This is a genomic window from Streptomyces sp. NPDC001663, assembly GCF_042893105.1.
In the GTDB taxonomy this organism is placed as follows: Bacteria; Actinomycetota; Actinomycetes; order Streptomycetales; family Streptomycetaceae; genus Streptomyces.
Genome location: NZ_JBIAUR010000007.1, coordinates 487,857 through 510,237 on the forward strand (window position 1 = coordinate 487,857; position 22,381 = coordinate 510,237).

A 22,381-nucleotide genomic window follows, 5' to 3' on the forward strand; every position below is an offset into this window, starting at 1 on the left:
CCATGGCACAGCGACGACGACAACGGGACGACCGGCAACAGGCGTCGAGCGTCAGCAGCGAAGCGAAGGTGCGAGGCAGGAACAACAAGGTGATGAACGGTGCCGCGGGCCGTGATCTGACGCAGAACATGGACTCCGGGGTCGCTCCGGACGAGCTCGCGGAACTCCGCGCGGCGCTGGCCGCCCATGCGGGGCAGGTCGCCGACATCGAGCAGGCCGAAGAGGCGGTCGACGCGATCGAGGAAGAGCTGAACAGCGATCGGCCACGGCAGACACGTCTGAACCTGATGCTGACGGGCCTGACGACTTCCATCGGAGCGGCCACCGGCGTGCTCACGGTCGTCGACAAGGTCCGGGCCGTGGTGAACTCGATGTTCACCTGACGCCGCCGCCTCGTTGTGGCGCCCGAACGCGTGAAGCCGTCCGCGGGGGAGGTTAGTCTCCGCGGACGGCTTTCTCCTGGCTGAGTCTTAGGTGGCTGAAGTCCTATGGCTGTTCGGGCCTGTCGCGGTCCATGCCGAGCTGACCCTCGATCCGCTGCTGGGCCTCGTCGACCTGGCTCTCGTACTTGTTGCCCGTTCTCTCGTTGGCCTTCCGCTCCGCGGCGTCGGACATCTGCTTGGCCTTGTCCTGCGCCTGGCGGTTGCTCTTGAACCTGTCGAAGATGCCCATCCAGAGCTCCTTCCCGAGGTGACTCAGCAACGACGATACGACCCAAATTTGCTGAATGCCCACTTGGGGCGGGTATTGGTCTGGACCTCATGCGTGCCTCTGTGCGCCCTCTCGCTACGGTGTGCGGAAACTCGTACGGGAAAGTCGTACGAGAGAAGCCGCCCGTGCGGGGGCGGATCGCGCAGGCAAGGGGAGGGCACCGTGAGGCGTCTGAGGGGTGGGGCGGCGGTCGCCGTGGTGCTGGTGTTCGCCGTGGCCGGATGCAAGGCCGAGACGAAGACCGGGTCCGGCGGGCCCGAGGAGACCGGCGGCGGAGGCGGAGGCGGCGGCGCCGCGCTCACCGCCGCCGAGTCGCTGACCGTCAAGGGGCGGGCGCCGAAGACGGGTTACTCCCGTGAGCGGTTCGGCACCGCCTGGGCGGACACCGACTCCAACAGCTGCGACACCCGCGACGACATCCTCAAACGGGACCTGGACGACGTGAAGTTCACCAGCGGGACCTGCAAGGTGTCGTACGGCGTACTGGAGTCGGACCCCTACTCCGGCCAGGAGGTCACCTACCGGCGCGGCCGCAGCCTGGTCGACATAGACCACCTCGTCGCCCTCTCCGACGCCTGGCAGAAGGGCGCCAAGTACTGGAACGCCAGCAAGCGAATAGCCCTCGCCAACGACCCCCTCAACCTCCTCGCCGTCGGCGCGAGCGCCAACCGTTCCAAGGGCGACGGCGACACCGCGACCTGGGTGCCGCCCAAGGCCTACCGGTGCACGTATGTCGCCGCCCAGGTCGCCGTGAAGAAGAAGTACGGGCTGTGGGTGACCGCCGCCGAGAAGGCCGCGATGGAGAAGGTCCTGAAGAGCTGCCCGGGGCAGAAGCTTCCCTCCGGCGGCAATCCGACGGAGGCGCCGGCGCGGTTCCACGCGGACTGAAAAAGCGGTTTGCGGCCGCGCGGCGCCCACTTACGGTGACCGCATGGAGCTGAAGGTATCGAGCCTCGCCGAACGTCCGGAGATGCTGGGACCGGTCCTCGACATGCCCGACACCTGGGCGGTGTTCACGACCGAGGACCCCGTGGGCAACTCCCACTACGGGCGCATCCCCACCGAACTCCCCGAGTACGTCCTCTTCGCCGAGACCGAGCGCGGCGAGGTCCTCGCCCACGCCTACAGCGTGCCCTTCCGGCTCGACACCGAGGGGCGGGGTGAGCTGCCCGACCGCGGCTGGGACCAGGTCCTCGTGTGGGCCTTCGCCGACCTGCGCCGCGGGGTGCGCCCCGACACCGTCAGCGCGATCTCGATCGTGGTCCACCCGGACGCCCAGGGCCTCGGCCTCTCCGGCCGCATGCTCGAGGCGATGCGGGACAACGCCCGCGCCCACGGCTTCACCGAGGTCGTCGCCCCGGTCCGCCCGAGCGCCAAGCACCTCGAACCGCACACCCCCATCGAGGAGTACGCCCACCGGGTCCGGGAGGACGGGCTCCCGCACGACCCGTGGCTGCGCGTGCACGCCCGCGCCGGGGCGACCGTCGAGCGCGTGGCCCCGGCCTCCATGACCGTCGCCGCCTCCCTGGAGGAGTGGCGCGGCTGGACCGGGCTGCCCTTCGACACCCGGGGCGACATCGAGGTCCCCGGCGCTCTGGTGCCGGTCCGCTGCGAACCGGAGCGCGGATACGCCGTGTACGTCGAGCCCAACGTGTGGATGCGGCACGCTCTTTGAGTCAGCCGCCCAGCGCGTCCAGGTCGACGATGCGGCCGGCGGGCTTCTGTGCCGGGACCGGCTTCTCGTAATCGCTGAAGGTGATCGAGCCCGGGTCCTTGGCGGTCGTGCTGTCCAGCCGCAGCAGATACGGCTTGCCCTCGGTGGCGACGTACAGCGTGTAGCTCTCCTTGCCGTCCTTCGCCTTCAGTACGACGGTTCTGGCGCCGCCGACCTCGGCCGTCCCGGCCCGCTTCACGGTGGGGTCGCCGCCGGAGTCCACGTCCTCGGCGCCGCCGAGCACCGTGTCCAGGTCGCAGAAGCTCGCGATGTCCTTGGCGTCCGAGCCCTTGGCGGACATCTTGGCCCACTTCCCGGCCAGCATGTCGACCGCCGCGTCCACGTCCGCCTTGGCCTCGCCCTTGCTCTGCTCGCGCAGGAACTCCTCGTCGTACTTCATGTAGACCGTGTCACCGGTCTTGATCAGGTCGGCCTTGCCCTGGCCGCCCATGCCCATCGTCCCGGCGCACTCGTTCTTCTTGTCCAGCGCCATGTCGATGTGGATCGTGCCGTCGCTCTCGTCGTCCTTGATGTCGCCCTTCATACGGAGCGAGGAGGCGCCGGTGGTGGCCGTCATCGCCCGGTCGGCGATCTCGTCGGCGGTCAGGTCGGCGAAGGGCTCCTTGGGCTTACTGGATGCGGTGGCCTTGGTGTCGCCGGTCTTGCCGTCGGCCTTGTCCGTGCCGGACTGGCAGGCGGTGAGTCCCGAGGTGGCCGCGGCGACGAGGCAGATGGCGGCAAGTGCGGTGCGACGCATGAGGATTCCTTGGCTTCCTTGGTGGAGATGCGGTGAGGTGAAGCGGGGCGGCCCCGGTGCGGCGCGCCCCGTTGGGTGACGAGCGAGGTGACGAGCGGCGGATCGAGTCGTACGGGCCGTCAGCCCGCCTTCTTCCAGTCCTTGCAGCCGGTCGTCTTGAAGTAGCCGTCCGAGGCGCTGACGGTGACGACGGCCGTACCGGTCACGTTGTTGTTCGCGATGATCGAGTGGAGCGAGTGGTCGGCGTCCTTGGCCCGCTCCCAGTAGCAGGAGTCGTCGGTGTTGCCGGTGGACTTGTAGGTGCCGGGCGCGATGTCGGTGCCGACCCTGAACATGCCACCGTCGCCGGCCATCCCGGAAGCGGGCGTCCCCTTGGCCCTCGCCTTGAGGTCGACGGCCTCCCAGTCCTTGCAGCCGGTGGACTTGAAGAGCTTGTCGGTGGCCTTGACGGTCACATAGCTGGTGCCGCTGACGTTGTCGTTGGCCAGGATCGAGTCCATCTCGCCCTTGGCGTCCTTGGCGCGCTCCCAGTAGCACATGCCGTCGCCGTTGCCGGTGGTGCGGTAGGTGCCGGGCTTGACGTCAGAACCGACCTGGAAGTCGCCGTCCCCGGCGAACGCGGCCTTCTTCTCGGCGGCCTGCTTCCCGTCTGCCTTCTTCGCGCTGTCGGCCTTCTTGCCGCCGGAGCCGTGCTGCGACCGCGCGGACGCCGAGGAGCTCTTGCCGCCGGTACCGCCGCCGTTCCCGTTGTCCCCGGCGTTCGCCGAGACGACCCCGATGACCACGACCCCCACGACGGCGCCCAGCGCGACCTTGCCCTTCATGCCCATGGCTGTGTCCCCCCTTGGAGCGCGGCGACCCCCGCCGTTCGGTGATCGCTCGTTCGCGGGGTCAATAAGAACAGAGCTTGTGAACCGAGTCAACACGGTTCACGGAGTTGGCTGTGTACACGGGCGTGAATGGGTGGATCTTGCGTACGTCGGTATGCTCGGTGTCACACGTGTGACGCGGGGCGCGGCACGGCAGCGGGACGACGAGGGGAGCCGGGCGGGTGCAGGACAACGCGACAGAGGTGACCGCCGCCGGAATCGCCCGGCTGGCCGGCGTCGGCCGCGCCGCCGTCAGCAACTGGCGCCGCCGCCACGCCGACTTCCCCAAGCCGGTCGGCGGCACCGAGACAAGCCCGTCCTTCGCACTCGCCGAGGTCGAGGCATGGCTCCGCAAGCAGGGAAAACTCGCCGAGGTCCCGCTGCGGGAGCGGGTCTGGCAGCAACTCGCGGGGCACCCGGAGGGACCGGTCACGGCGCTCACGCACGCCGGGTGCGTGCTCCTGCTCATCCATGACCGGCCGACCGTCTGGCTGGACGTGAGCGCGGGGTCGGACACGGTGCTGGCGGCGAAGCTGTCGGGGGCGCTGGAGGAAGTGCTGGTGCCGCGGTTCGGGGCGCCGGCGCGGAGGCGGGGTGTTCACACGCGGGCGGCCGGGGGTGCGGCGTCGGGTGTTCACACCTCGGCGGCTGGAGGGGAGACCTCGGGTGTGAACTCGCCGTCTGCTGTGAACGACCCACACCCCGTGAACACTCCCCCAGCCGTCTGCGCCCCCACCAGCCCCCAGCTCCTCCCCTCCGCCCCCCTCCTGCGCGGTGCCGCCGAGCTCGCCGCCGAGATGGGCGCCCGGCAGACCTTCGAGTTCCTGCTGGGGCGCCACCTCGACGCCAACCCCCGCCAGTACACGCTCACCCCCGTCGAACTCGCCGGTCTCATGGCCGACCTGGCCGGCCCCGCCCGTACCCTCCTCGACCCGGCCTGCGGCACCGGCGCCCTCCTGCGCGCCGTCCCCGCGCGCCCCGACCAGGAGCTGTACGCCCAGGACAGCGCCCCCGAACTCGCCGCGCTCACCGCCCTCCGGCTCGCGCTGAACACCCGGGCCACCGTGCGCGGAGCCGCCGGCGACACCCTGCGCGCCGACGCCTACCCCGGGCTGCACGCCGACGCCGTCCTGTGCCACCCGCCGTTCAACGAACGCAACTGGGGCCACGACGAACTCGCCTACGACCCCCGCTGGGAGTACGGCTTCCCGGCCCGCAACGAGTCCGAGCTGGCCTGGGTCCAGCACGCCCTCGCCCGTCTCAAGGACGGCGGTACGGCCGTCCTGCTCATGCCGCCCGCTGCCGCCTCCCGCCGCTCCGGCCGCCGCATCCGCGCCGACCTGCTGCGCCGCGGAGCCCTCCGCGCCGTCATCGCCCTGCCGGTCGGGGCGGCACCGCCGTACAACATCCCGCTGCACCTGTGGGTGCTGCACCGGCCCGACAGGGCGCCCGCGCAGCCCGAGGTGCTGCTCGCCGACACCGGGCAGTACGCCACCGAGGGGCGCGGCGGGCCCGACTGGCGGGCCGTGCGGGAGGCCGTGCTCGACGCCTGGCAGGACTTCGACCGCGCCGGAACGCTCGACGAACGCCCGGGCCTGGCGCGCTCCCTCCCCGTCATCGACCTCCTCGACGACGACGTCGACCTCGCCCCGGCCCGCCACCTCCCGCCGCCGACCGCGGCCGACGGCGCCGACGCGCTCACCGCCGTACGCGAACGTCTCGGCGAGACCCTGCGGCTGAGCGCCGACCTCACGCCGCCGGCCGCGGACCCGACGCGGCCCGCGCCCCGCTGGCCGTTCACCACCGTCGGCGAACTCGCGCGCGGGGGCGCCCTATTGCTGCGCACCGGCGGAAACGGCGGCCACGCGCGCGTGCCCGTCCTCACCGACCACGACGTCCTCGCCGGAACCGCACCTTCCGGCGCGCTCCCCGAGAGCGACGAGGAGGCCGTGCTGACCCAGCCGGGCGACGTCGTCGTACCGGTGCTCGGCGGCGGCTCGGTGGCGCGCGTGATCGACGACGTGACCGGGGGCGCCGCCCTGGGCCGCAACCTCGTGCTCCTGCGCCCCGACCCCCTCGCGCTCGACCCGTGGTTCCTCGCCGGCTTCCTGCGCGGCACCGCCAACAACCGCCAGGCCAGCAGCTACGCCTCCACGGCCACCCGCCTGGACGTCCGCCGCCTCCAACTGCCCCGGCTCCCGCTGGACGAACAACGCCGCTACGGCGCCCGCTTCCGCGCCCTCGACGACTTCGAACGGGCACTCAGGCACGCGGGCCGGCTCGGCGAACAGCTCGTGCGCGGTATGTACGACGGCCTGACGGACGGGACGGTCGCGCCGGACTGATTCGCTCCGGATCGTGGGAAGCGATCAGGGTTGTGATCAGTACGACAACGGTTCGGTGCAACCCGGGACCGGTTGTCCGAGTCGGCCTATACGCTCGAACTCCGAAACACCTCCAGCCCGTCACTCGTACGTCCGTCCCCATCGGCTTCACCCGGTCCAGGAGCAGTCATGTACGGCCCCGGCGCGCCGCCGCCCACCCGCACCGCGGGTTCCGTCATCACTCTGCGCGTGCTGTTCGCCGCCGCCGGCTTCCTCTCGTGCGGCGTCCTCGCGTGCGTGCCGCTGTTCCGGGTCGCCTTCCTGCGCGGCCGGTGGTTCAACTGGACGGCGGCCTGGGTGAGTCTGCCGCTGTCCATCGTGTGCTTCGCGGTGGTCGGCTCGGTGAACGAGAGCGACGTCAGGGGCGACATCGCGCTCGCCGCGGTCCTGCTCCTGGGCGCCCTGGCCAGCGCCTACTTCGTGGTCATGGACATCCGACTGGACGGCCGGCAGCAGCAGTTCGCCGGTTACGCCCCGCCCCAGGCCCCGACCATGCCCTCCGGCTACGGCTACCCGCCGCCGTCGCCGTACGCGAACACGCAGACCGGGCTGCAGCCCCCCATGCCGCACACGCCGATACCCCAGCCCCAGCCCCAGGCCCCGACACCGCAGCCGCCCCTCTCGCACGGCCCCGTACCGCCCCCGCCGCAGCGCCCCGCGCCCGCCCGCATCGACCAGGTGCGCGCCGAACTCGACGAACTCAGCGACTACCTGCGCAAGCACCCCGGCGGCCATGACGGCAACCACGAGGGCGGAAGGTGACCGTGACGGCAGGACGTGTCGTTGCCGACCGCTATGCGCTGTCCACGCTCATCGGGCAGGGCGGCATGGGCCAGGTCTGGACGGCGTACGACCAACGGCTCGACCGGCGCGTGGCCGTGAAGCTGCTGCGCCCCGACAAGGTGGCGGGCCAGGAGGCCGACGAACTGCGCCGCCGCTTCGCGCGCGAGTGCCGGGTGACCGCACAGGTCGACCACCCCGGGCTGGTCACCGTGCACGACGCGGGCAGCGAGGGCGAGGAGCTGTTCCTCGTCATGCAGTACGTCGACGGCGCCGACCTCTCCGACCATCTCGCCGAACACGACCCGTACCCCTGGCAGTGGGCGGTCGCGGTCGCCGCGCAGCTGTGCGCCGTGCTGAGCGCCGTGCACGCCGTGCCGATCGTCCACCGCGACCTCAAGCCGCGCAACGTGATGGTGAAGCAGGACGGCACGGTCACCGTGCTCGACCTCGGCGTCGCGTCGGTGATGGACACCGACACCACGCGTCTGACCCACACCGGTTCGCCCATCGGTTCGCCCGCGTACATGGCGCCCGAGCAGGCCATGGGCGGCGCGGTCGGCCCGTACACCGACCTGTACGCCCTCGGCGTGCTGCTGCACGAACTCCTCAGCGGCGACGTCCCGTTCGCGGGCTCCACGGCACTCGGCGTGCTGCACCGGCACCTGTACGAGCCGCCGGTGCCCGTGCGCCGTATCCGCCCCGAAGTCCCCGAGGCCCTCGAAGCCCTGGTCCTGCGCCTGCTCGCCAAGGACCCGCAGCACCGCCCCGCCTCCGCCCAGGAGGTCTACGAGCACCTGGCACTGCTCCTGCCCGCGCGCGGGACGCCCACCGGGGCGCCGCTCGACCCCACGCGCCCCTTCCTCCGCCCGCACGCCCCGTGGCCGGACCGCGCGCGTACCCCCGCGCCCCAGCCCGCCCCGGTCTCGCCCGCCCTCGAGAAGGCCGAGAAACCGGACGTCGCCCGCGCCGTCGACGAGGTCAAGCGCCTCCTCGGCGAGGGCCGCATCACCCAGGCCGTCGACATCCTCGGCGCGATCCTGCCGGCCGCCGCCGAACAGCACGGCGAGCACTCCCCGGTCGTACGCACCCTGCGCAAGCAGTACGCGGCCACGCTCATGGACGACGGCCAGTACCGGCGCGCGCTGCCCGAACTGCGCCGCCTCGCCGACGAACGCGCCGCCGAGGCCGGCCAGGCCGACCCCCAGTCGCTCCGCTTCCGCTACGAGGCCGCCCAGTGCCTGGAGTCGCTCGGCGAACCGGCGGCGGCGCTCGCCGAGTACCGCGCGCTGCTGCCGTACTACGAGAACCAGTACGTGGCCGGCGACCCCGAGCTCTCCCACGACGTCCGCCGCCGCATCGGCCACCTCCTGCTCGCCCTGGGCGACCGCGGGGCCGCCCACGAAACCCTGGGGCGCCTGCTGATGGACGTGGAGCGGCTGCGCGGCCCGGGCCACCCGCTCGCGGCCGAGATCCGCCGGACGCTGCAGTGGCTGGGGCAGGTGCGCGGCTAGATTTTGCCGTTCCCTGAGGGTCTCTTGTGATGTCCCGGGGGCGGCGTTTCCCGAACACAGGGAGAGCGCCGGATAGTTTGCGATCCGTTTTGCGCGCCACGCGCGCGTACGCACACAGGCACAACCAGGGGTGGGGTCACGCATGTCCAGCCATCGTCAGTCGAAGAGGCGCAGATACATCACGTGGGGTGTCGCCGGAGCCGCCGTCGTCGCCGGGGCCGGGATCGCCGCGCAGACCTCCATGGCCGCCACCACCTGGCCCGCCCAGAAGACGTACACCGGACGCGCCTTCGACACATGCGCCGCGCCCTCCCTCTCCGCGATGAAGGCCTGGCACACCGGCTTCTACGGCGCCGCCGCCGTCTACATCGGCGGCAAGAACCGCGGCTGCTCCCAGCCCAACCTCACCGCCTCCTGGGTGAAGTCGGTCAGCACGGTCGGCTGGAAGCTCATCCCGCTCTACGTCGGCGCGCAGCCGCCCTGTGGATCCGGCGGCTCCGAGAAGATCAGCGCCTCCACCGCCGCGTCCGTCGGCAGGAGCGAGGCGGACGACGCGGTGGCCAAGGCCTCGGCGCTCGGCATCAAGGCCGGCAGCCCGATCTACCTGGACATGGAGTCGTACGACACCACGAACACGTCCTGCAACAACGCTGTGCTGACGTACGTGCGCGCCTTCGACAAGGAACTGCACGCCAAGACGTACCGCACCGGCTACTACGGCTTCACCAACTCCAGTGCCAAGGCGATCGCCACCGCGACCGACAAGACCGACCTGCCGGGCAACCTCTGGTACGCCCTGTGGGACAAGCAGAACACCACGACGACGGACTGGCCGTGGGGCTCCACCCAGTTCACCAACCACAGCCGCGCCCACCAGTACATGGTCAACAGCAAGGAGACGCGGAACGGCTACACGATCACCGTGGACCGCGACGCCTGGGACGCGCCGGTGGCCATCACCGGCTGACGTCCGGTACGCGCGCGTGCATGCGGCGAGAGCGCGGCGGTGCCTGAAGTCGCGGTGAATCGTTGGTCGAATGGGTTGGCCAGAGCTTGGTCACTGCCTACCATCGATCACCGCAAGACTTTGTGCACCGTCGCACAATCTCCTCGGGAGGCTTCCTTGCACCGCCGCCGTCGCACCGCGCTCCTGCTCACCGCCGCGATCGTCGCCGCGGCTCCCCTCCTCACCGCCTGCGGAAGCGACGCGCATCCCGGCGCGGCAGCCGTCGTCGGCGGCCAGCGGATCACCGTGGCGCAGCTGGAGACCCGGGTGAACGAGGTGCGCACGGCGCAGCGCGCGGCCGTGTCGGACGACGCGCAGTACAAGCAGGCCGTCGCCCAGACCGGCAGCCTCACCCGTGACACCCTGCACGGCATGGTCCTGGACCGGGTGCTGCACCGCGCCGCCCACGACGCGGGCGTCGGCGTCACCACCAAGGAGATCCAGCAGATGCGCACCGGCCTGGAACAGCAGGTCGGCGGCTCCAAGGCCCTCGAGACGGCCTGGCTGCAGCAGTACGGCGTCGCCCCGCAGCGCCTCGACGACAACCTCCGCCTCCAGCTCGAGGCCCAGAAACTCGCCCAGAGCCTCGGCACCGACACCAGCAAGCCCGCCTTCTGGAACGCCCTCTCCAAGGCCTCCAAGGAACTGAACGTCGACCTCAACCCGCGCTACGGCACCTGGGACGTCCAGAACAGCAGCCGGGTCGACGCGAAGACGCCGTGGGTGCGCGAGGTCACGGCGACGCAGCAGAAGGCGTGAGCGGGAGGAACGGTAGGGCGGCTGCCCGCCACGAGGTGGGCCGCCCGGCCTGTGGATAACTCGTGGGGCTGTCGGTGACGTGCGTTAGCTTCGAATCGTGAACGCAACCAGCCCCGAAGCCGCCCCCGGCCGCATCGTCCTGCTCACCACCAGCCACCGCGTCGCGCCCGGCCTGCTGTCCTGGCCCGCGTGGCAGGCGCTGCACGCCGCCGACCGCGTCCTGTGCGTGGACGGAGCGCACCCGCAGCTGCCGTATCTGCGGGAAGCGGGCATACGAGTCGACGAGGCGAGCCCGACGGCGGAGGAACTCGTGGCCGTCTGCGCCGGCGGCCGCACGGTGGTCGTGGTCGCCACGGGCGAGGGCGAACCGACCCTGACCGACGGCCTGGCCCGCCTGGCCGGCTCGGGACGCATGAGCATGCCGGACCTGGAACTCCTCCCCGCCTCCTACGACCTCCCCGGCGCCCGCCTCCTCGACCTCGTCCAGGTCATGGACCGCATCCGCGCCGAGTGCCCGTGGTCCTCCCAGCAGACCCACAAGGGCCTGGCGAAGTACGGCATCGAGGAGGCGTACGAACTCGTCGAGGCGATCGAGGAAGGCGACCGCGACGAACTCCGCGAGGAACTGGGCGACGTGCTGCTCCAGGTCGTCTTCCACGCCCGCATCGCGGAGGAGGACCCGGAAACGCCCTTCTCCATCGACGACGTGGCGGGAGGCATCGTCGCCAAGCTCATCCACCGCCACCCCCACGTCTTCGGCGACGAAACGGCATCGACGCCGGAGGAGGTCAAGGAGCACTGGCTGCGCACCAAGGCGATAGAGAAGCAGCGCGACTCGGTGACGGACGGCATCCCCCTCGGCCAGCCGGGCCTGGCACTGGCGTCGAAGCTGGCGTCGCGGGTGCGGACGGCGGGACTGGAGGTGCCGCTGCCGAGCGGGGAGGGCATCGGGTACGAGCTGCTGGCGCTGGCGGTCCGCGCCGAGGCGGAGGGCGTGGACCCGGAAGCGGCGCTTCGGGCGGCGGGGCGGGCTTACCGGGATGCGATCAGGAAGACGGAAGGCTGAGATCGCCAGCTAACGTCAAGGCGTGACCAACCAGCCCGCCCCCGACCCCCATGCTCCCGAACTCTTCACCTGGGAGTTCGCCACCAACCCCTACCCCGCCTACGCCTGGCTCCGCGAACACACCCCCGTCCACCGCACCCGCCTCCCCAGCGGCGTGGAGGCCTGGCTGGTCACCCGCTACAAGGACGCCAAACAGACCCTCGCCGACCCCCGCCTCTCCAAGAACCCCGCGCACCACGACGAGCCCGCGCACGCCAAGGGCAAGACCGGGATCCCGGGGGAGCGCAAGGCCGAGTTGATGACGCATCTGCTCAACATCGACCCGCCGGACCACACCCGCCTCCGTCGACTGGTGAGCAAGGCCTTCACGCCCCGCCGCGTCGCCGAGTTCGCCCCTCGCGTCCAGGAGCTCACCGACCACCTCATCGACCAGTTCGCGGGCAAGGGGGAAGCCGACCTCATCCACGAATTCGCCTTCCCGCTCCCCATCTACGCGATCTGCGACCTGCTCGGTGTCCCCCGCGAGGACCAGGACGACTTCCGGGACTGGGCGGGCATGATGATCCGGCACGGCGGCGGACCGCGCGGCGGTGTCGCGCGGTCGGTGAAGAAGATGCGCGGCTATCTCGCCGAGCTGATCCACCGCAAGCGCCAGGCCCTCCCCGACGCCCCCACCCCCGGCGAGGACCTCATCTCCGGCCTCATCCGAGCCTCCGACCACGGCGAGCACCTCACCGAGAACGAGGCCGCCGCGATGGCTTTCATCCTGCTGTTTGCGGGTTTTGAGACCACCGTGAACCTCATCGGCAACGGGACGTACGCCCTCCTCACCCACCCCGAGCAGCGCCACCGCCTCCAGACCTCCCTCGCCGCCGGCGAAACCGGTCTCCTCGAAACCGGCGTCGAGGAACTCCTCCGCTACGACGGCCCCGTGGAACTCGCCACCTGGCGCTTCGCCACCGAGCCCCTCACCATCGGCGGACAGCACATCGCACCCGGCGACCCCGTCCTGGTCGTGCTCGCCGCCGCCGACCGGGACCCGGAGCGGTTCACCGACCCGGACACCCTCGACCTCGCCCGCCGGGACAACCAGCACCTCGGGTACGGCCACGGGATCCACTACTGCCTCGGCGCACCGCTCGCCCGCCTCGAAGGCCAGACCGCGCTCGCCACACTCCTCACCCGGCTCCCAAACCTCCAACTTGCCCAGGACCCGGCCGAGTTGAGGTGGCGGGGCGGGCTCATCATGCGCGGACTGCGTACGCTTCCGGTCGAGTTCACCCCGATTGAGCCACTGCGTCCCCCCGGTCAAAGGTGACACGCCCTCTACTCTGTGATCTTCACGTGATCTACGCGGCATTAACTTGTGACAAGTGATCGAGTGCCGATACGTTCACGGATCAACGACGGCGCCCGAGTTCCATGCGCCGCGGTCACTGCTGTCTCGTGAAAGGCCTCCGCATGCTCTCCGGGAACGGTCGTCACCGTCGCCCCCGCCAGGCTCCGGCACTCCTCGTCGCGGCCGGGGTGACCGGCTCCGCCATCGCCATCCCGCTCCTCGGAGCGGCGAGTGCGAACGCCGCCGACGGCACCACCTGGGACAAGGTGGCGAACTGTGAGACCGGCGGCTCCTGGAGCGAGAACAGCGGCAACGGCTTCTACGGCGGCCTCCAGCTCTCGCAGCAGAACTGGGAGAAGTACGGCGGCCTCGACTACGCCCCGAGCGCCGACCTCGCCAGCCGCAACCAGCAGATAGCCGTCGCCGAGAAACTCCTCGACGACCAGGGCGTCGGCGCGTTCCACACCTGCGGTCTGACCTCCGGGCTGAGCAAGGACTCGGGCTCGGCCGATGTCGACACCGGCATTCTGGGCGATGGTTCCGATTCGTCCAGTTCGTCTGATTCTTCGGACGGTTCGGACTCCACTGGCCTGTCCAACTCGTCGAGCGAGTCGTCCGGCAACTCGTCCGGCAAGTCTTCGGCGGACGAGTCCGCATCACCGTCGACCTCTCCCGGCTCCTCCTCCGACCGTGCGGACAACTCCAGCAAATCCGACAAGTCCGCCTCGCCTTCCGCCTCTCCGTCCGATTCACAGTCAACCGACAGCTCGTCCACGGGTGGGACGAATGGTGGCGACTCGGACAAAGCCGAGCAGGCCGCGGGCTCTTGGGCCCTCGTCGACACCGGCGCGACCGGCACCGGCCGCCACCGCGGCGCCAGCGCCGACGAGTCCGCCACCGACAGTCGTACGGACGACGCGTACGCCGTCCATGCCGGCGACACTCTCGCCTCCATTGCCGACTCCCTTGACCTGGACGGCGGATGGCGCGCGCTCTACGCGGAGAACAGGAAGGCCATCGGTGCCGACCCGAACCACATCTTCGCCGGTCAGACCCTGCGACTCCCTGCCGAATAGGGCGAAAAGCAGAGGGAGTTCGCGTCACACTTCGGGCTGAATGTCCGGTTTGGTGAAAGTGTGGGATGAGTCTCAGAAGCCCTGATCGTCTTTGAAATTCGCCGGATTCCCTGTCTACGGTCGTCACCGCTCGTCACCACGAGCCCCGGCTGCCGCAACGCCGAGTCCTGCCAGCGGCCGTACGGGAACAGTCGTCGCGTAAAGCGCCGTAGGCAGGAGCGGGGGACCCAAGGTAAGTGCCGGGTCCGGCAGTTGAGGCCGTATGGCCGAAGGCAGTCGGAACCGGCTTGGGGTGAAGTCGCGCACCGGGAGGTGCGTGGCAGGGCAACTCAACCGGCCCTAACCCGACAGCTCACCTCGCAGGCGTCGGTGAGGGGATCCTTCCATGCTGTTTTCCGGCAAGGGCAAGCACCGTCGTCCGTCCAAGGCCACTCGCGTCGCCGCGCTCGCCGGCGTCACCGGTGTCGCCATCGCCGCCCCGCTGATGGCGGCCGGCAACGCCTCCGCCGCCACCGCCTCCGAGTGGGACACGGTCGCCCAGTGCGAGTCGGGCGGCAACTGGTCCATCAACACCGGCAACGGCTACTACGGCGGCCTGCAGTTCTCCGCCTCGACGTGGGCCGCGTACGGCGGCACGAAGTACGCCTCCACCGCCAACCAGGCCAGCAAGGCGCAGCAGATCGAGATAGCCGAGAAGGTCCTCGCCTCCCAGGGCAAGGGTGCCTGGCCGGTCTGCGGCAAGGGCCTGTCCGGCGCCACCTACTCCGGCTCCAGCAGCTCGAGCTCCTCGAACTCGGGCAGCACCAGCACCCGCTCCTCCGAGCAGAGCGCCTCCCGTTCCTCCGAGCGTCCGACCGTCAAGAAGTCGACGAAGACCGTCACCACCCCGACCGGCAAGAAGGTCAAGAAGGGCGACGGCGAGTACAAGGTCGTCAAGGGTGACACCCTCAGCTCGATCGCCGAGAAGCACGGCGTCAAGGGCGGCTGGCAGAAGCTGTTCAAGCTGAACAAGGACATCGTCGAGGACGCCAACCTCATCTACCCGGGTCAGCAGCTGCACCTCAAGTGACAGCGGGCCGGTAGCTGAACCACAGTGCCCTGACAGCCGTGTCCTTCAATATGGAGGACACGTGAGGGCCTCCCCCGTCCCCACGGGCTCCCCGCTCCGGTGCGTGTTCCCCCGTACGCACCGGGGCGGGGCTCTTTTTGCCCTCGCGCTTTGTTCCGTTCGGAAACAATTTACTCTCGGTTCGGCTCAAGGGGTGGTCGGCAGCGTGGCCGATCGGCCGGAGGCGGTTAGGCTCGTCTCGCAGAGCCACTGCGGTACTGCCGTAGCCGCGTCACATCCATGAAGGAGATGCTCGTGCCGTCCATCGACGTCGTCGTAGCCCGGGAAATCCTGGACTCCCGAGGCAACCCCACGGTCGAGGTCGAGGTCGGCCTCGACGACGGCAGCACGGGTCGTGCCGCCGTCCCGTCCGGTGCCTCCACCGGTGCCTTCGAGGCCATCGAGCTCCGCGACGGTGACCCCAACCGCTACCAGGGCAAGGGTGTCGAGAAGGCCGTCCTCGCCGTCATCGAGCAGATCGGCCCGGAGCTGGTCGGCTACGACGCCACCGAGCAGCGCCTGATCGACCAGGCGATGTTCGACCTGGACGCCACCGACAACAAGGGCTCGCTCGGCGCCAACGCCATCCTCGGCGTCTCCCTCGCCGTCGCCCACGCCGCCTCCGAGGCCAGCGACCTCCCGCTCTTCCGCTACCTGGGCGGCCCGAACGCGCACCTGCTGCCGGTGCCGATGATGAACATCCTGAACGGCGGCTCGCACGCCGACTCCAACGTGGACATCCAGGAGTTCATGATCGCCCCGATCGGCGCGGAGTCCTTCTCCGAGGCCCTGCGCTGGGGCACCGAGGTCTACCACACCCTCAAGAAGGTGCTGAAGACCAAGGGCCTGTCCACCGGCCTCGGCGACGAGGGCGGCTTCGCCCCGAACCTGGACTCCAACCGTGCCGCCCTCGACCTCATCCTCGAGGCCATCAAGGAAGCCGGTTACGCCCCGGGCGAGCAGATCGCCCTCGCGCTCGACGTCGCCGCCTCCGAGTTCTACAAGGACGGCAAGTACCTCTTCGAGGGCAAGGAGCGCTCGGCCGCCGAGATGACGGAGTACTACGAGGAGCTCGTCGCCGCCTACCCGCTCGTCTCCATCGAGGACCCGCTGTTCGAGGACGACTGGGCCGGCTGGAAGGTCATCACCGACAAGCTCGGCGACCAGGTCCAGCTCGTCGGCGACGACCTGTTCGTCACCAACCCGGAGCGCCTGGCCCGCGGCATCGAGGACGGCGCCGCCAACGCGCTGCTCGTGAAGGTGAACCAGATCGGTTCGCTCACCGAGACCCTGGACGCCGTCGAGCTCGCCCAGCGCAGCGGCTTCAAGTGCATGATGTCCCACCGCTCCGGCGAGACCGAGGACGTCACCATCGCCGACCTGGCCGTCGCCACCAACTGCGGCCAGATCAAGACCGGCGCCCCGGCCCGCTCCGAGCGCGTCGCCAAGTACAACCAGCTGCTGCGCATCGAGGAGATCCTCGACGACGCGGCGGTGTACGCGGGCCGTTCGGCCTTCCCCCGCTTCAAGGGCTGACCCAACCTGGGGTAAGCCTTAGCCAGTCGTACGTACGTCCCCGTACTCGGTCCCGTACCGTGTGCGGGGACGTACGCGCGTGTGAAAGGGGAAGCGGAGATGGCCGTGAAGGACCGGGACCGTTTCTCCACCGCGACCAGGATCAGGCTGCTCGGCGAGCAGACCGCGGCCCGTGTCTACCGCTCCCAGACCAAGCGGCAGGCCCGGCGCTCCCGGCTGACCGGCCGGGCCGCGCTGCTCGTGCTGGTCCTGTGCTCGCTCGTCGTGGCGCTCGCGTACCCGATAAGGCAGTACGTCTCCCAGCGCGCCGACATCGCGGACCTCCAGCGGCAGAAGGAGCAGGCCAGACAGCGGGTCGAGCAGCTGCGCGACCTCAAGGCGCGCTGGCAGGACGACTCGTACGCCGAGCAGCAGATCCGGCTGCGGCTGCACTATGTGATGCCGGGGGAGACGGGCTACATCGTCATCGACCCGGACGCGGCCAAGAAGGCGCGCGCCGACCACACCGCGGCCGACCGCCCCTGGTACGCCAACGTCTGGGACGGGGTCGACAAGTCCGACGCCTCCGACCAGTGAACCGACCTTTTCCTTTGAACAGACACAGCATCAGCGAGACAGCAGAGAGACTTTCGTACGGCATGGAAACGCCCCCGCCGCCCACCCCGCGCACCGAGCCCACCGACGCCGACGTCGAGGCCTTCAAGCAGCAGCTCGGGCGGCCGCCGCGCGGGCTGCGCGCCATCGCGCACCGCTGCCCGTGCGGCCAGCCGGACGTCGTCGAGACGGCGCCCCGGCTGCCCGACGGCACGCCCTTCCCGACGACGTACTACCTGACGTGCCCCCGTGCCGCCTCGGCGATCGGCACGCTGGAGGCCAACGGCGTCATGAAGGAGATGACCGAGCGGCTGCAGACCGACCCGGAGCTCGCCGCCGCCTACCGGGCCGCGCACGAGGACTACATCGCGCGCCGTGACGCCATCGAGGTCCTGGAGGGCTTCCCCAGCGCCGGCGGCATGCCGGACCGGGTGAAGTGCCTGCACGTACTGGTGGGGCACTCCCTGGCCGCCGGTCCGGGCGTCAACCCGCTCGGCGACGAGGCGATCGCGATGCTGCCGGAGTGGTGGCGCAAGGGCCCGTGCGTGCAGCCGCTGGTGGCACCCGACCCGGCGGACGAACTCCCCGGCGAGGAGGGCGTGGTCTCCGACCCCGCCGAGGTCCGCAGCGGCTTCTTCGCGAACGCCCCGCTGGTCCCCGAAGGCTTCAGCCGGGTCGCCGCCGTGGACTGCGGTACGAACTCCATCCGCCTGCTCGTCGCGGACGTGAACCCGGCGACGGGCGAACTGCTGGAGCTCGACCGGCGCATGACCATCGTGCGGCTCGGCCAGGACGTGGACCGCACCGGCCGGCTGGCGCCCGAGGCGCTGGAGCGGACGTTCGCGGCGTGCCGGGAGTACGCGCAGGTGATCCGCGAACTGGACGCCGCGAAGGTGCGGTTCGTGGCCACGTCGGCCTCCCGGGACGCCTCGAACCGCGACGATTTCGTACGAGGCGTCGTGGACATCCTCGGCGTCGAACCCGAGGTCATCTCCGGCGAGCAGGAGGCCGAGTTCTCCTTCACCGGCGCGACCAAGGAGCTCAAGGGCCGTGACGACCTCGCCCGGCCCTACCTGGTCGTCGACATCGGCGGCGGCTCCACCGAGTTCGTCGTGGGCGAGGAGCACGTCCGCGCCGCGCGCTCGGTCGACGTCGGATGTGTACGGATGACCGAACGGCATCTCGTAACGGACGGCGCGGTCACCGACCCGCCCACCGAGGAGCAGATCGCGGCCATGCGCGCCGACATCGAGCGCGCACTCGACCTCGCCGAGGAGACGGTCCCGCTGCGCGAGGCCCGCACGCTGGTCGGGCTCGCGGGGTCGGTCACGACCGTGTCGGCGATCGCCCAGGACCTGCCCGAGTACGACTCGGAACGCATCCACCACTCCCGCATCTCCCGCGCCAAGGTCCGCGAGATCACCGAGTGGCTGCTGCACTCCACCCATGCCGAGCGCGCCGCGGTCGCCTCCATGCACCCGGGGCGCGTCGACGTCATCGCCGCGGGAGCCCTCGTACTGCTGTCGATCATGGACCGGATCGACGCGGAGGAGGTTGTCGTGAGCGAGCACGACATCCTCGACGGCATCGCGTGGTCGGTGGCATAGGTCTCCTTTGCTACCGAACAGTAGCCCTCTGCTGAGCAGGTCGGATAACGTATGAGCGCGTCCGGGGGGTCGTGTCGGGGGTCGTGAAAACGCCCTCTGAAGGCCCCTCGGAGAGCCCTCTCGGACGCCCCGCCGAGAAAGTTCGTGAAGTTCTTCACAAGGAATTCGGCCCTGTCGAGGGACGAAAGTGGCCCGGTTGGCCCTTCCGGGGGTTCGAGTGGTCGGTGAACGTGTTCAAACCGGCGGGTCGAGGGCGTTTCGGAAGGGTGTTGCGCGGGGTCGTTTCGGACGGCTCGCCGGTGGTCCGGAGACCAAGAGAGGCAGCTCACGCGGCATTGACAACGGGGCGTACCGGACCCGGAGTTCCTCGCCGGATCATGACCTGCGTCACGCGGGTCGCGGAGGATAGCACACCCCCTGCAAGAGCTTGTGAAGGGGCGCACGAGCGACCCCCCTGGGGCGGGTGGATACTCGATGGCATGAGCACCACGGAGCGTCCCAGGATCCTCGTAGTAGGCGGTGGGTACGTAGGCCTGTACGCAGCTCGGCGCATCCTCAAGAAGATGCGCTACGGCGAGGCGACCGTCACGGTCGTCGACCCCCGGTCGTACATGACCTACCAGCCCTTCCTCCCCGAAGCCGCCGCCGGCAACATCTCCCCGCGCCACGTCGTCGTCCCGTTGCGACGCGTGCTGCCGAAGGCGGAGGTTCTCACCGGCCGGGTCACCACCATCGACCAGGACCGCAAGGTCGCCACGATCGCCCCGCTGGTCGGCGAGGCGTACGAGCTGCCCTTCGACTACCTGGTGATCGCGCTCGGCGCGGTCTCCCGCACCTTCCCGATCCCCGGCCTCGCCGAGCAGGGCATCGGTATGAAGGGCGTCGAGGAGGCCATCGGCCTGCGCAACCACGTCCTCGAGCAGCTCGACAAGGCCGACTCCACGAAGGACGAGGAGATCCGCCGCAAGGCGCTCACCTTCGTCTTCGTCGGCGGCGGCTTCGCCGGCGCGGAGACCATCGGTGAGGTCGAGGACCTGGCCCGCGACGCGGCCAAGTACTACAACAACGTGTCCCGTGAGGACATGCGGTTCATCCTCGTCGACGCCGCCGACAAGATCCTTCCCGAGGTCGGCCCCAAGCTGGGCGCCTACGGCAAGGAGCACCTGGAGAGCCGCGGTGTGGAGATCTACCTCTCCACCTCGATGGACTCCTGCGTCGACGGCCACGTCGTCCTGAAGAACGGCCTCGAGGTCGACTCCAACACCATCGTGTGGACGGCCGGCGTCAAGCCGAACCCGGTCCTTTCCCGTTACGGCCTCCCGCTCGGCCCCCGCGGTCACGTCGACTGCGCGCCGACCCTCCAGGTCCAGGGCACCGACTACATCTGGGCCGCCGGCGACAACGCCCAGGTCCCGGACCTCGTCGGCCGCAAGGCGGGCAACGAGAACGCCTGGTGCCCGCCGAACGCCCAGCACGCGCTGCGTCAGGCCAAGGTCCTCGGTGACAACGTGATCTCCGGTATGCGGGGCTTCCCGCAGAAGGACTACAGCCACGGCAACAAGGGCGCCGTCGCGGGTCTCGGCCTGCACAAGGGCGTCGCGATGATCGTCATGGGCAAGATGAAGATCAAGCTCAAGGGTCGTCTCGCCTGGTACATGCACCGTGGCTACCACGGTCTGGCCATGCCGACCTGGAACCGCAAGGTCCGCGTCTTCGCCGACTGGACCCTCGGCATGTTCCTCAAGCGCGAGGTCGTCTCCCTCGGCGCGATGGAGCACCCGCGCGAGGAGTTCTACGAGGCCGCGAAGCCGGCCCCGGTCGCCTCGGCCCCGAAGGAGAAGACCGAGGAGAAGGCCAAGGCCTCCTGACCTCAGGTCGTCCGACAGCCCGAAGGGGCCGCCCGCCATCCGTGGTGCGGGCGGCCCCTTCGGTGTGTCCGGGGGCGTCCGTGGCTTCCTGACCGGTCGTCACAACCCTTACGCCCGTAGGTGATGGAGCGGATACTCATCGGTGCGCTCGGTGCGGCCCAACGGGGGGTCGGGGGAGGGGGCGGCGCGGTGCCCGAAGAGCTGGACGTGATCCACAGCAGGATCCGGGACGACGTCGTCCGAGCCCTGTCCGCCATCCAGGTCCTGGCGCACCAGGCCGCCAGGATCCTGCTGCTCGACGTGTTGCGGGACGAGGCCGGACGCTCGCTCGAACTGGTCGAGACTCCGACGACGCGGCTGTGGTGCCTGTCGCTCGGCAGGACCTGTACGCAGCATTTCGGCGGGCCGTGTCTACTGCCCGAGCTCGCGAGGGCCCTGGACCAGGTGGACCCGGGCAGTTATCAGACGCTGGCCGTGCACCGGCTGGCCGACGAGTGGAACGCCGCGGGTGCCCTGGTCCTGTTCGGCCGCAAGTGGGCCTGGCTGCAAGAGAAGTTGAGCGGGGACGCCACGGACGCCGTCCGGTTCGCCACCGAGGAGCGGGTCACCGCCGCACCGCTGCACTGCGACTCGGCGTGGGACGCGCTGCTCCACCTCGTCGGGCACACAGCCCCGCCGGGAGGGGTGCCGCCGTGGATGCTGCTGATGGTGCGGCTCGGCAAGGAACTCGGCGGCGCGGATGGGCGTGAACTGTTCGCCCTCACCCGCAAGACCGCCCTGGAGAAGGAACAGAGCCCGGAGCTGGCCGCCCGGTTGGACGCCCTGGCCCCCCGCGTGCTCAGGACAGCGCACGTTCCGTCGCAGGCCAGCGACTACCTGATCATCGGTGTCACCCACGAGGACCGGTCCGTCGAAACGTATCGGGTCTCCTACTGGCTGCAGTTACCGGGCGACCCCGAGCCGATCCCCGGGCGCGGACACCGCACCGCCGACCGCGAGCATCTGGAGATAGCGGTCGACGAGGTGGTCTCGCTGGCCGAGGAGGAGGAGGGCGCCGGGCAACGCAGAGGGGAACTCCAGTTGGAGATCGTCCTCCCGTTGGAGCTGCTCAACCTCGACGTGCACGGTTGGTTCGTCGGCCGGCCCGGGCCACAGGCCGAACTCGCCGCCCACTACCCCTTCGTCGTCCGGAGTCTGGACCGGCTGCGCAACCACAGCTGGCACCGGGTCTGGCGGCAGCGCTGGGACCAGCTCGAAGAGCCGGGGTCCAAGCACAAGTTCATGGACCCGGTGGACTTCCCGCCCGGCACCGGGGATCTGACGCGGCTGGTGGCGCAGCTCAAGGAGGAGCCGTATGTCGCTGTGGTGCTGAGCGGACCGCCGGAGCACGAGCGGTCCCGCGGGTGGCGCGAGGCCGAGGCCGCCCTGCGGACCGGGACACCGGTCCTGGTGTGGCACCGCACCGAGGAGACGAACGAGGAGATCAGGAGGTACGTCCGCCGTCTGATCCGCCCCCGGCTGGCCGAACTGCCCACCAAGGTCACCGTCGCCCGCCGCAGACACCTGGCCCAGGCGCAGGACTCCCCGAGCCGCCATCTGGCCGTCCTCTGGGACGACCCCGACCGCAACCCCTACGCACCGCCGCGCACACCGTTCGCCCCCGACGACCCCCTGGGCTCGGGGGCCCTGTAGA

The 22,381-nt window shown here is 70.2% G+C and carries 20 protein-coding genes, 1 pseudogene and 1 riboswitch; of the genes and pseudogenes, 18 read left to right on the forward strand and 3 right to left on the reverse strand.

The features are described from left to right. Nucleotides 1-2: 2 nt before the first annotated feature. Nucleotides 3-383 carry a DUF5955 family protein gene (locus ACFY1L_RS24780; protein WP_388828170.1) on the forward strand — a complete coding sequence of 127 codons (381 nt, stop codon included), beginning with the start codon at nt 3-5 and terminating at the stop codon, nt 381-383. A gap of 103 nt (nt 384-486) precedes the next feature. On the opposite strand, the gene ACFY1L_RS24785 is transcribed toward ACFY1L_RS24780, so the two are convergent. Beyond that, entirely contained in the window at nt 487-672 is a 186-nt protein-coding gene (locus tag ACFY1L_RS24785; RefSeq protein ID WP_388828173.1) for an antitoxin, read from the reverse strand. A 201-nt stretch (nt 673-873) separates the two neighbouring features. Here ACFY1L_RS24785 and ACFY1L_RS24790 point away from each other — a divergent pair, with 201 nt between their 5' ends. After that, complete coding sequence (locus tag ACFY1L_RS24790; protein WP_388828176.1) at nt 874-1,599, forward strand: HNH endonuclease family protein; 726 nt, start codon at nt 874-876, stop codon at nt 1,597-1,599. A gap of 43 nt (nt 1,600-1,642) precedes the next feature. Further along, nucleotides 1,643-2,386 carry a GNAT family N-acetyltransferase gene (locus tag ACFY1L_RS24795; RefSeq protein ID WP_388828179.1) on the forward strand — a complete coding sequence of 248 codons (744 nt, stop codon included), beginning with the start codon at nt 1,643-1,645 and terminating at the stop codon, nt 2,384-2,386. 1 nt (nt 2,387) lies between these two features. Here the strand turns inward: ACFY1L_RS24795 and ACFY1L_RS24800 are convergent, their stop codons facing one another. Together ACFY1L_RS24800 and ACFY1L_RS24805 are read right to left on the reverse strand one after the other, a co-directional pair. Continuing rightward, complete coding sequence (locus tag ACFY1L_RS24800; RefSeq protein ID WP_388828182.1) at nt 2,388-3,182, reverse strand: hypothetical protein; 795 nt, start codon at nt 3,180-3,182, stop codon at nt 2,388-2,390. 119 nt (nt 3,183-3,301) lie between these two features. Next, a complete protein-coding gene (locus tag ACFY1L_RS24805) occupies nt 3,302-4,012 on the reverse strand; it encodes a hypothetical protein (RefSeq protein WP_388828184.1) in 711 nt (236 codons plus the stop codon). 221 nt (nt 4,013-4,233) lie between these two features. Between ACFY1L_RS24805 and ACFY1L_RS24810 the strand changes: the two genes are divergently transcribed. From ACFY1L_RS24810 to ACFY1L_RS24880, 15 genes and pseudogenes are all read left to right on the forward strand, one after another. Next, entirely contained in the window at nt 4,234-6,396 is a 2,163-nt protein-coding gene (locus ACFY1L_RS24810; protein ID WP_388828187.1) for an N-6 DNA methylase, read from the forward strand. 168 nt (nt 6,397-6,564) lie between these two features. Then, the gene (locus ACFY1L_RS24815; protein WP_388828190.1) at nt 6,565-7,197 is read left to right on the forward strand and encodes a hypothetical protein; all 633 of its coding nucleotides are present in this window, start codon (nt 6,565-6,567) and stop codon (nt 7,195-7,197) included. A gap of 38 nt (nt 7,198-7,235) precedes the next feature. Then, nucleotides 7,236-8,729 (forward strand): protein kinase, encoded by a 1,494-nt coding sequence (locus ACFY1L_RS24820; protein WP_388828414.1) that lies wholly within the window; start codon nt 7,236-7,238, stop codon nt 8,727-8,729. A 142-nt stretch (nt 8,730-8,871) separates the two neighbouring features. Beyond that, on the forward strand, nt 8,872-9,696 hold the full coding sequence (locus ACFY1L_RS24825; RefSeq protein ID WP_388828193.1) for a glycoside hydrolase domain-containing protein: 825 nt from the start codon (nt 8,872-8,874) through the stop codon (nt 9,694-9,696). Nucleotides 9,697-9,852: 156 nt separating this feature from the next. After that, on the forward strand, nt 9,853-10,494 hold the full coding sequence (locus tag ACFY1L_RS24830; protein ID WP_388828196.1) for a SurA N-terminal domain-containing protein: 642 nt from the start codon (nt 9,853-9,855) through the stop codon (nt 10,492-10,494). Between the two features lie 97 nt (nt 10,495-10,591). Beyond that, nucleotides 10,592-11,560 carry a nucleoside triphosphate pyrophosphohydrolase gene (locus tag ACFY1L_RS24835; protein WP_388828199.1) on the forward strand — a complete coding sequence of 323 codons (969 nt, stop codon included), beginning with the start codon at nt 10,592-10,594 and terminating at the stop codon, nt 11,558-11,560. A 22-nt stretch (nt 11,561-11,582) separates the two neighbouring features. After that, the gene (locus ACFY1L_RS24840; RefSeq protein ID WP_388828202.1) at nt 11,583-12,878 is read left to right on the forward strand and encodes a cytochrome P450; all 1,296 of its coding nucleotides are present in this window, start codon (nt 11,583-11,585) and stop codon (nt 12,876-12,878) included. A 143-nt stretch (nt 12,879-13,021) separates the two neighbouring features. Further along, nucleotides 13,022-13,975 (forward strand): transglycosylase family protein, encoded by a 954-nt coding sequence (locus tag ACFY1L_RS24845; RefSeq protein WP_388828205.1) that lies wholly within the window; start codon nt 13,022-13,024, stop codon nt 13,973-13,975. A 194-nt stretch (nt 13,976-14,169) separates the two neighbouring features. Then, a riboswitch (cyclic di-AMP (ydaO/yuaA leader) is annotated at nt 14,170-14,356 on the forward strand. A gap of 4 nt (nt 14,357-14,360) precedes the next feature. Continuing rightward, nucleotides 14,361-15,044 carry a transglycosylase family protein gene (locus tag ACFY1L_RS24850; RefSeq protein ID WP_388828208.1) on the forward strand — a complete coding sequence of 228 codons (684 nt, stop codon included), beginning with the start codon at nt 14,361-14,363 and terminating at the stop codon, nt 15,042-15,044. Nucleotides 15,045-15,332: 288 nt separating this feature from the next. Further along, nucleotides 15,333-16,619: a phosphopyruvate hydratase gene (eno, locus tag ACFY1L_RS24855; protein WP_388828417.1), complete on the forward strand. Its 1,287-nt coding sequence runs from the start codon at nt 15,333-15,335 to the stop codon at nt 16,617-16,619. A gap of 99 nt (nt 16,620-16,718) precedes the next feature. Continuing rightward, nucleotides 16,719-17,195: a septum formation initiator family protein gene (locus ACFY1L_RS24860; protein ID WP_388828211.1), complete on the forward strand. Its 477-nt coding sequence runs from the start codon at nt 16,719-16,721 to the stop codon at nt 17,193-17,195. A 62-nt stretch (nt 17,196-17,257) separates the two neighbouring features. Continuing rightward, nucleotides 17,258-17,659: pseudogene (locus ACFY1L_RS24865) on the forward strand (DUF501 domain-containing protein); the annotation flags it as partial. Nucleotides 17,660-17,863: 204 nt separating this feature from the next. Continuing rightward, entirely contained in the window at nt 17,864-18,820 is a 957-nt protein-coding gene (locus ACFY1L_RS24870; protein ID WP_388828420.1) for an exopolyphosphatase, read from the forward strand. Nucleotides 18,821-19,299: 479 nt separating this feature from the next. Continuing rightward, on the forward strand, nt 19,300-20,688 hold the full coding sequence (locus ACFY1L_RS24875) for an NAD(P)/FAD-dependent oxidoreductase (protein WP_388828214.1): 1,389 nt from the start codon (nt 19,300-19,302) through the stop codon (nt 20,686-20,688). 123 nt (nt 20,689-20,811) lie between these two features. After that, entirely contained in the window at nt 20,812-22,380 is a 1,569-nt protein-coding gene (locus ACFY1L_RS24880) for a hypothetical protein (RefSeq protein ID WP_388828217.1), read from the forward strand. Nucleotide 22,381: the final 1 nt, after the last annotated feature.

Excerpts from the sequence above, each read along its gene's own strand:
- ACFY1L_RS24780 (WP_388828170.1), top strand. The coding sequence starts at position 3 with ATGGCACAGCGACGACGACAACGGGACGACCGGCAACAGGCGTCGAGC.
- ACFY1L_RS24785 (WP_388828173.1), bottom strand. The coding sequence starts at position 672 with ATGGGCATCTTCGACAGGTTCAAGAGCAACCGCCAGGCGCAGGACAAG.
- ACFY1L_RS24795 (WP_388828179.1), top strand. The coding sequence starts at position 1,643 with ATGGAGCTGAAGGTATCGAGCCTCGCCGAACGTCCGGAGATGCTGGGA.
- ACFY1L_RS24800 (WP_388828182.1), bottom strand. The coding sequence starts at position 3,182 with ATGCGTCGCACCGCACTTGCCGCCATCTGCCTCGTCGCCGCGGCCACC.
- ACFY1L_RS24805 (WP_388828184.1), bottom strand. The coding sequence starts at position 4,012 with ATGGGCATGAAGGGCAAGGTCGCGCTGGGCGCCGTCGTGGGGGTCGTG.
- ACFY1L_RS24815 (WP_388828190.1), top strand. The coding sequence starts at position 6,565 with ATGTACGGCCCCGGCGCGCCGCCGCCCACCCGCACCGCGGGTTCCGTC.
- ACFY1L_RS24825 (WP_388828193.1), top strand. The coding sequence starts at position 8,872 with ATGTCCAGCCATCGTCAGTCGAAGAGGCGCAGATACATCACGTGGGGT.
- ACFY1L_RS24845 (WP_388828205.1), top strand. The coding sequence starts at position 13,022 with ATGCTCTCCGGGAACGGTCGTCACCGTCGCCCCCGCCAGGCTCCGGCA.
- ACFY1L_RS24850 (WP_388828208.1), top strand. The coding sequence starts at position 14,361 with ATGCTGTTTTCCGGCAAGGGCAAGCACCGTCGTCCGTCCAAGGCCACT.
- eno (WP_388828417.1), top strand. The coding sequence starts at position 15,333 with ATGCTCGTGCCGTCCATCGACGTCGTCGTAGCCCGGGAAATCCTGGAC.
- ACFY1L_RS24860 (WP_388828211.1), top strand. The coding sequence starts at position 16,719 with ATGGCCGTGAAGGACCGGGACCGTTTCTCCACCGCGACCAGGATCAGG.
- ACFY1L_RS24875 (WP_388828214.1), top strand. The coding sequence starts at position 19,300 with ATGAGCACCACGGAGCGTCCCAGGATCCTCGTAGTAGGCGGTGGGTAC.
- ACFY1L_RS24880 (WP_388828217.1), top strand. The coding sequence starts at position 20,812 with ATGGAGCGGATACTCATCGGTGCGCTCGGTGCGGCCCAACGGGGGGTC.